The 6,279-nt window shown below is 54.8% G+C and carries 8 protein-coding genes and 1 tRNA gene; 5 read left to right on the top strand and 4 right to left on the bottom strand.

The genetic code is table 11. The features are described from left to right. Positions 1–1,082 (top strand): ATP-dependent DNA ligase (locus MVO87_RS04765; protein ID WP_297552378.1); only part of this gene is annotated, 1,082 nt, incomplete at its 5' end. Here MVO87_RS04765 and MVO87_RS04770 read toward each other — a convergent pair. Beyond that, positions 1,066–1,812, bottom strand: coding sequence for a hypothetical protein (locus tag MVO87_RS04770; protein WP_297514214.1), 747 nt, complete (start codon positions 1,810–1,812; stop codon positions 1,066–1,068). The two genes, MVO87_RS04765 and MVO87_RS04770, sit on opposite strands and share 17 nt — an antisense overlap. Before the next feature lie 131 nt (positions 1,813–1,943). Between MVO87_RS04770 and pyrE the strand changes: the two genes are divergently transcribed. After that, entirely contained in the window at positions 1,944–2,492 is a 549-nt protein-coding gene (pyrE, locus tag MVO87_RS04775) for an orotate phosphoribosyltransferase (protein WP_297552380.1), read from the top strand. Here pyrE and MVO87_RS04780 read toward each other — a convergent pair. Continuing rightward, positions 2,454–3,281, bottom strand: a complete 828-nt coding sequence (locus MVO87_RS04780; RefSeq protein WP_297514217.1) for a MinD/ParA family ATP-binding protein — start codon at positions 3,279–3,281, stop codon at positions 2,454–2,456. The two genes, pyrE and MVO87_RS04780, sit on opposite strands and share 39 nt — an antisense overlap. Before the next feature lie 46 nt (positions 3,282–3,327). Beyond that, the gene (locus tag MVO87_RS04785) at positions 3,328–3,543 is read right to left on the bottom strand and encodes a hypothetical protein (protein WP_042691567.1); all 216 of its coding nucleotides are present in this window, start codon (positions 3,541–3,543) and stop codon (positions 3,328–3,330) included. A 120-nt stretch (positions 3,544–3,663) separates the two neighbouring features. Here MVO87_RS04785 and rlmD point away from each other — a divergent pair, with 120 nt between their 5' ends. After that, positions 3,664–4,920, top strand: coding sequence for a 23S rRNA (uracil(1939)-C(5))-methyltransferase RlmD (gene rlmD / locus MVO87_RS04790; protein ID WP_297514220.1), 1,257 nt, complete (start codon positions 3,664–3,666; stop codon positions 4,918–4,920). Positions 4,921–4,981: 61 nt separating this feature from the next. Next, the gene (gene lrpA, locus MVO87_RS04795) at positions 4,982–5,407 is read left to right on the top strand and encodes an HTH-type transcriptional regulator LrpA (protein WP_297514223.1); all 426 of its coding nucleotides are present in this window, start codon (positions 4,982–4,984) and stop codon (positions 5,405–5,407) included. Positions 5,408–5,547: 140 nt separating this feature from the next. On the opposite strand, the gene MVO87_RS04800 is transcribed toward lrpA, so the two are convergent. Continuing rightward, a tRNA-Tyr gene (locus MVO87_RS04800) sits at positions 5,548–5,625 on the bottom strand. 78 nt (positions 5,626–5,703) lie between these two features. Here MVO87_RS04800 and MVO87_RS04805 point away from each other — a divergent pair. Further along, the gene (locus MVO87_RS04805) at positions 5,704–6,270 is read left to right on the top strand and encodes a hypothetical protein (RefSeq protein WP_297552382.1); all 567 of its coding nucleotides are present in this window, start codon (positions 5,704–5,706) and stop codon (positions 6,268–6,270) included. Positions 6,271–6,279: the final 9 nt, after the last annotated feature.

The raw sequence follows: 6,279 nt of genomic DNA on the forward strand, positions 1-6,279 counted from the left end.
CGAAGGTTGCCAAGCTCGAGGGGAACGAGGGACTCTCGAAGGTCAGCATACAGATTGGGAAGCCGATAAGACCGATGCTTGCCCAGAACGCCGCCAACGTCAAGGAAGCGCTAATCGAGATGGGCGGCGAGGCGGCCTTCGAGATTAAGTACGACGGCGCACGCGTTCAGGTCCACCGCGACGGAGATAAGGTGATAATCTACTCGAGGAGACTTGAGAACGTCACCCGCTCGATTCCAGAGATAGTCGAGGCGGTAAAGGCCTCGCTGAAGCCTTCTAAGGTCATAGTAGAGGGTGAGCTGGTTGCCGTCGGCGAGAACGGTCGCCCGAGGCCCTTCCAGTACGTCCTCAGGAGGTTCAGGAGAAAGTACAACATCGAGGAGATGATTGAGAAGATTCCGCTCGAGCTCAACCTCTTCGACATCCTCTACGTTGACGGCGAGAGCCTCATAGACACGAAGTTCGCCGAGAGGAGGAAGAAACTCGAGGAGAGCGTCGAGGAGAGCGATAAGATAAAGCTCGCCGAGCAACTCGTTACGAAGAAGGTTGAAGAAGCCGAAGAGTTCTACAAGAGGGCCCTTGAGCTCGGCCACGAGGGCCTGATGGCGAAGAGACTGGACTCCGTCTACGAGCCTGGAAATCGCGGAAAGAAGTGGCTGAAGATTAAGCCCACGATGGAGAACCTTGACCTCGTCATTATCGGGGCGGAGTGGGGCGAGGGAAGGCGCGCACACCTGCTCGGTTCCTTCCTCGTTGCGGCCTACGACCCAGAGAGCGGTGAGTTCGTTCCGGTGGGCAAGGTTGGAAGCGGCTTCACCGATGAAGATTTAGTCGAGTTCACCAAGATGCTCAAGCCCCTAATCCTCAGGGAGGAAGGGAAGTTCGTCGAGATTGAGCCCAAGGTCGTCATCGAGGTCACCTACCAGGAGATACAGAAGAGCCCCAAATACAAGAGCGGTTTCGCGCTCCGCTTCCCGCGCTACGTGGCGCTGAGGGAAGATAAAAGCCCAGAGGAGGCCGACACGATAGAGAGGGTCGCCCAACTCTATGAGCTCCAGGAGAGGTTCAAGGCGAAGAGATAGTGCCGGCCTCGATAAGGCTTGTAATCTCGGCCTCCGCCCTTCTTTTTTCCTCGATTTTTCTCTTGGCGTACTCATAGGCGAACCTGAACGACGTTTCCGAAGCCTTATACATGTAAACGAGAGCTCCCAGAGAAACCAGTGCTATCAACCCCGCCAGAGGGCCCGCTCCCGCAAGGAGTAGCATCGCCGGTGCATCGTACAGACTGTGGACGGCGGAGGCCTTGAGGTAACCCCTGAGGAGGTCGCCCCGGAGTGCCTCTTCGAGGGCTATTGCGGTCCAGAGCACGTGAAAGGCTATGACGATTAGCCTCACGAAGGCACCGATGGGATTACCGCTGAAGAAAAGGAGCAGGAAGTAGCCGATGCCCTCTATCACGCCGAAGGCCAGAGCGGCCTTTATGGTGAGGTTCCAGCGGTAGAGTTCGCTCTCGTTTTTCTTTGCAACGTAGGGAATGAGCTTGGCGCCCTCTTCAATGGGACCTACGGTGATGGCAAGCACCGCGAGGGCCGCGGCGAGACCCAGATGAGAATAAACGGTGTATAGGATAACCCCCTCAACAACCACCGCGACAACGACGGTTAGGAATCCCCACGCAAAGCCAATGGACAGGGAGACCATGTACATAACCCTATCCGTTTCGGGGAGCCATGATATCGTCCTTGTAAAGACCTTCACGCCAACTGCTATGGCCGCAATTAAATACACCACGACAAGGATTTCACCAAACATGGTACCACCTGCTAACTTTGTACAGTAGTATTTTTAAGTTTTCCCCTGGCGTGGTTTAGACATAAACGTGTTAACATCCAGGCAGGATAATCCTTTTATAGACACTCCCTCTTACATCACCGGTGGTCACTATGGAGAAAAGAGAAGAGCTTATCGAGGCCTTCTTCAGGGAGGAGGCAATTCTCTTCGGTCACTTCGTCCTGACCTCTGGAAAAGAGAGCGACTACTACATCAACGTCAAAAAGCTCATCACAAATCCCAAAGCCCTGAAGCTCATAGCTGAGCTCATGAGAGAAAAGGCTGAGGAACTTGGGGTCGAGTTTGACCGCGTTGTCGGCCCGGAACTCGGGGCGGTTCCCATAGCGACGGCCCTCTCGCTCGAAACCGGAAAACCCCTTGTAATCGTCAGGAAGAAGCCGAAGGGACACGGCACGGGGAGCCAGATTGAGGGTGAGGTTAAACCCGGGGACAGGGTTCTCCTCGTCGAGGACGTGACAACCACCGGGGGAAGCGTCCTCCGCTCGGCGAAGGTTCTTGAGAATCAGGGGGCGAAGGTGTCCGCTATCCTCGTCGTGGTGGACCGAGAAGAAGGCGCCCGCGAGAATCTCGGAGACTACCTCTTTGCACCCCTCGTCACGGTCTCAGAGCTTTTCGCCAGAAGGGACTCCGTGAAGGACTGACAGAAAGGCCTCCTTTATCCTCTCCCAGAGGCTCTTCTTTTCCCTTCTCCCAAAGACCCACTCGCCCAGAACCCTTCCCGCGGTCGTTATGTCCTTTGACGCCCTCGCGTGCGGAGAAAAGGCTATGACCGGAATCCCCTCGTTCTGGCTCGCCGGAACCGCGGGGTCGTGGGCAACGATTCCAACGACGGGAATGTTGAAGCTCCCCTCAAGGAAGCTCACGATGCCATCTATCACGGGCTCGGCCTCGCGAACCTTGTTTATCAGCACACCGACCTTGAGGCCGTACGCCTCGCCAAGGGCCTTGAGCTTCTCGACCTCGTTCTCCACCATCCTGTGGAAGGAGTAAATTGGTCCCCTCTCCACCTCGATGATGATTAGCTGGTACTTCGCCAGCCGGAACGTTGAGATGGTGTCGAAGGGAATCCCCACAGGCGAGTCAATCAGCGTAACGTCATACATCGCCTGCACGTCCATCACTATCTGCCTGAGCCGTCTTTGGTCTATGTCGAGGATATCGTAGAGCTTTGAACTCCCAGGAAGAACGTCAACGCCTGTTCTTACATCCCGGTATATGGACTCCTCGAGTCTTGAGTCCTCCTTCTTCAAGAGCGTGTGAAGGTTCGTTATCGGATTGTATATCCCAAAGTGAAAGGCGAGCTTCGGAAGGTAAAGGTCACCGTCTATTGCAAGGGTTCTCAGACCAATGCCCGAGAAGTACGTCGAGAGGTTGGCCGTCATCGTCGTCTTCCCGGCCCCACCTCGCCCAGTAACCACTATCGCAACCATAAATCATTTCTCCCACTCCCGTTGATTCAAAGAAAATGATTGAAGGTCAAATGTAGTCCTCAAGCGTCTTGGCCTTCACCATGATGGCCGCCTTCTCGCGGCCGTAGAAGACCTCAACGAGGCCCTCGGACTCCAGCTCCCGAACGGTCTTGAGCAGGGCCGGAGCGGGCGTTTCAAGCTCCGCGCTGAGGTTCTGCAGGGCAACGGCCCTCTTCTTGGTTGCCAAAACCTTGTAGACTATATCCTTACGGCGCCCGAACATGAACCCGGCACCGATAGTAATACGCTTTCGAACTAAATAAACCTTCCGTGAACACTTTTGGCGAACGTTCAAAGGCCCATCAATGGGCAGGTTTATAAGCGGTGGCGAGCATCGCCGGCCATGAGGGGAGTTATAGAGAGACTGAGCGACGATGGGCTGGGCGTTCTTCGGACAGGAAAGCGAGAAATCCTCGTCCCGCACACGGCACCGGGGGACCTCGTGGAAGTCAGAAAGTGGAGGAGAAAAAAGAGAAAGCTCATAGCAACTGAATTCGAGCTAATCGAACCCTCTGAAATTAGAACCGAGCCAAAATGTCCCTATTTCGAGAGGTGCGGCGGCTGTCTGCTCCAGCACCTACCCTACGAAGAGCAGCTCCGCTTTAAAGCATCAAAACTCTCAAAGCACCTTGGTCTTGACGTCGAGGTAATACCATCACCGAGGATATACGGTCACAGGAACAGGATTGATGTTGTCATTTCGACAACAGGGATAGGGTTCAGGCGCTACGGGACGTGGTGGGAGGCGGTTGATATAGACGAGTGTCCCGTCTTCGGCGATGCGAGCAGAAGGGTTCTGAAGGCGTTGCGGGAGTTCATCGAGGACGAAAAGCTTTCACTCTACGACATACGAAAGAACGAGGGCTTTTTGAGGTATATCGTCATCCGCGAGGGCAAGTTCACGGGTGAGCTCATGGTGAACCTCGTGACGAAGGAGGGAACCCTCCCGGAGTCCTTCCCCGACTATTTCCCCTTCGCCACATCTCTCTACTGGAGCGTCAACAGGAGCGAGAGCGACGTTTCCTACGGCGACGTCGAACGCTTCTGGGGCGAGCCATTCATCCGCGAGAGACTGGACGACGTGACTTACCTTATACACCCCAACAGCTTCTTCCAGACCAACAGCTATCAAGCTGTCAACCTCGTCAGGAAGGTGGCGGAGCTCGCCGACGGCAAAAGGGTTCTCGACCTTTACTCGGGCGTCGGCACTTTCGGCGTTTACCTCGCCAAGAGGGGCTTTGCCGTTGAGGGAGTCGAGATTAACCCCTTTGCGGTCGAGATGGCCAAGGAAAACGCCGAGCTGAACGGAGTAAACGCCCAGTTCAGGGTGGGGAGCGATAGGAACGTGGAGGACCTCTCGAAATACGACACGGTGATAGTTGACCCGCCGAGGGCAGGTCTCCATCCGAAACTAATCCGGAAAATCTTAAAAGACGAACCGGAGAGGCTAATCTACGTATCGTGCAATCCCAAAACGCTCGCCGAGAACCTCTCGGCTTTGAGGGAGAAATACAGGATTGAGAGCGCCGTCGGTCTCGATATGTTTCCCCACACACCCCACGTTGAGGCCGTGATTGAATTGAAGAAGTTCGATAGTTAAACTAAAAAGACCGATACCTTAATAAGGAATAGGTGCGTAATTAGAACTTAGGTGGTGGATTATGCTGGACGAGAGGGATAGGGTTATACTCGACATGCTCACCAAGGACGCGAGGACACCTTTCACGGAGATAGCGAAGGTGCTCGGCATAAGCGAGACGGCAGTTAGGAAGCGCGTCAAGGCGCTTGAGGAAGCAGGAGTGATAAAGCAGTACACCATAGTTGTGGACCCATCGAAGCTCGGATACAACCTCGTGAGCATCACCGGGATAGACACCAAGCCCGAGAAGATTTTTGAGGTCGCCAGCAAGCTCAAGGAGTTCGACTTCGTGAGGCATGTTTACCTGACGAGCGGTGACCACATGATAATGGCCGAAATTTGGGCCAAGGACGGGGAGGACCTATCGGACATCATCTCAAACAAAATCGGCAGGATTGACGGTGTCCTCAAGGTCTGCCCGGCGATAATCCTTGAGAGGATGAAGTGAACCGAAGGGATTTCTTTTTAACTTTTGGACCGTTAGACGGTTTTAAACGCTCTTTTTACATGCTTCTTTAGAGAACAACAGATGAAAACGCCATTCAGCGATTTTTGTTTTTAAGCCTCAAGAAGCGCTTAGAATTCTGGTGGTCCCGCGGCCCGGATTTGAACCGGGGACCTGCGGATCTACAGTCCGCCGCCACTCCCAGGCTAGGCTACCGCGGGACCCTACTGCTTGGCCCGAACCATTATCCCCGGGGCAGGTTTATAAATTTTTCCCTCCGAATATCGGCGGTGAGGAAAATGGAAGAGCCGATAACCGTCGCGGTTCCACTCGCGAAGAGAATGATGAACGTCATGGTCACGGAAAAGCGCCTTCCAAGTGGAGACGAGGTCAGGGAATTCCTGAAGGAGCTCGGCCTTGAAGAGCTCTATATGGGCAAGGGGCTCGCCCTGCTCAGGAGCAGGGACGTCGTAGTGCTACTCTTTCCGAGGGAGAGTCTGGTCGTTGACGTAATTCCCGCGAGCGGAGAGGTGAGCGACGCGCTCGAGGTAATAGCGTACCACGACAGGAAGCTCAACTCCCTTATCCTCGAGATACTGCCCGCGAACGACTTGGAGTACGAGGGCAACATCGGCCTCGAGCCGGTGATAGTTAACCTCGAAACCGGCGAGCTCGAGAGCACCCCCGTTCTGGGCGACTTCGAGGCGGAAAAGGATGGAGTTTACCTCCTCATAGACAGCGAAACCTTCGAGCGCTGGAAAGAGGCCGGAAACCTCGACACGTGCCCCCTCTGCGGCGGTGAACTCGCGTGGCGCGGTAAGAAGGCCCTCTGTCTGGACTGCGGTTACGGGGTTAAGGTGAGGTGATTTCCATGA

It is taken from the genome of Thermococcus sp., from assembly GCF_027063845.1.
Lineage (GTDB): Archaea > Methanobacteriota_B > Thermococci > Thermococcales > Thermococcaceae > Thermococcus.

Excerpts from the sequence above, each read along its gene's own strand:
- MVO87_RS04805 (WP_297552382.1), top strand. The coding sequence starts at position 5,704 with ATGGAAGAGCCGATAACCGTCGCGGTTCCACTCGCGAAGAGAATGATG.
- lrpA (WP_297514223.1), top strand. The coding sequence starts at position 4,982 with ATGCTGGACGAGAGGGATAGGGTTATACTCGACATGCTCACCAAGGAC.
- pyrE (WP_297552380.1), top strand. The coding sequence starts at position 1,944 with ATGGAGAAAAGAGAAGAGCTTATCGAGGCCTTCTTCAGGGAGGAGGCA.
- MVO87_RS04770 (WP_297514214.1), bottom strand. The coding sequence starts at position 1,812 with ATGTTTGGTGAAATCCTTGTCGTGGTGTATTTAATTGCGGCCATAGCA.
- MVO87_RS04780 (WP_297514217.1), bottom strand. The coding sequence starts at position 3,281 with ATGGTTGCGATAGTGGTTACTGGGCGAGGTGGGGCCGGGAAGACGACG.
- rlmD (WP_297514220.1), top strand. The coding sequence starts at position 3,664 with ATGAGGGGAGTTATAGAGAGACTGAGCGACGATGGGCTGGGCGTTCTT.
- MVO87_RS04785 (WP_042691567.1), bottom strand. The coding sequence starts at position 3,543 with ATGTTCGGGCGCCGTAAGGATATAGTCTACAAGGTTTTGGCAACCAAG.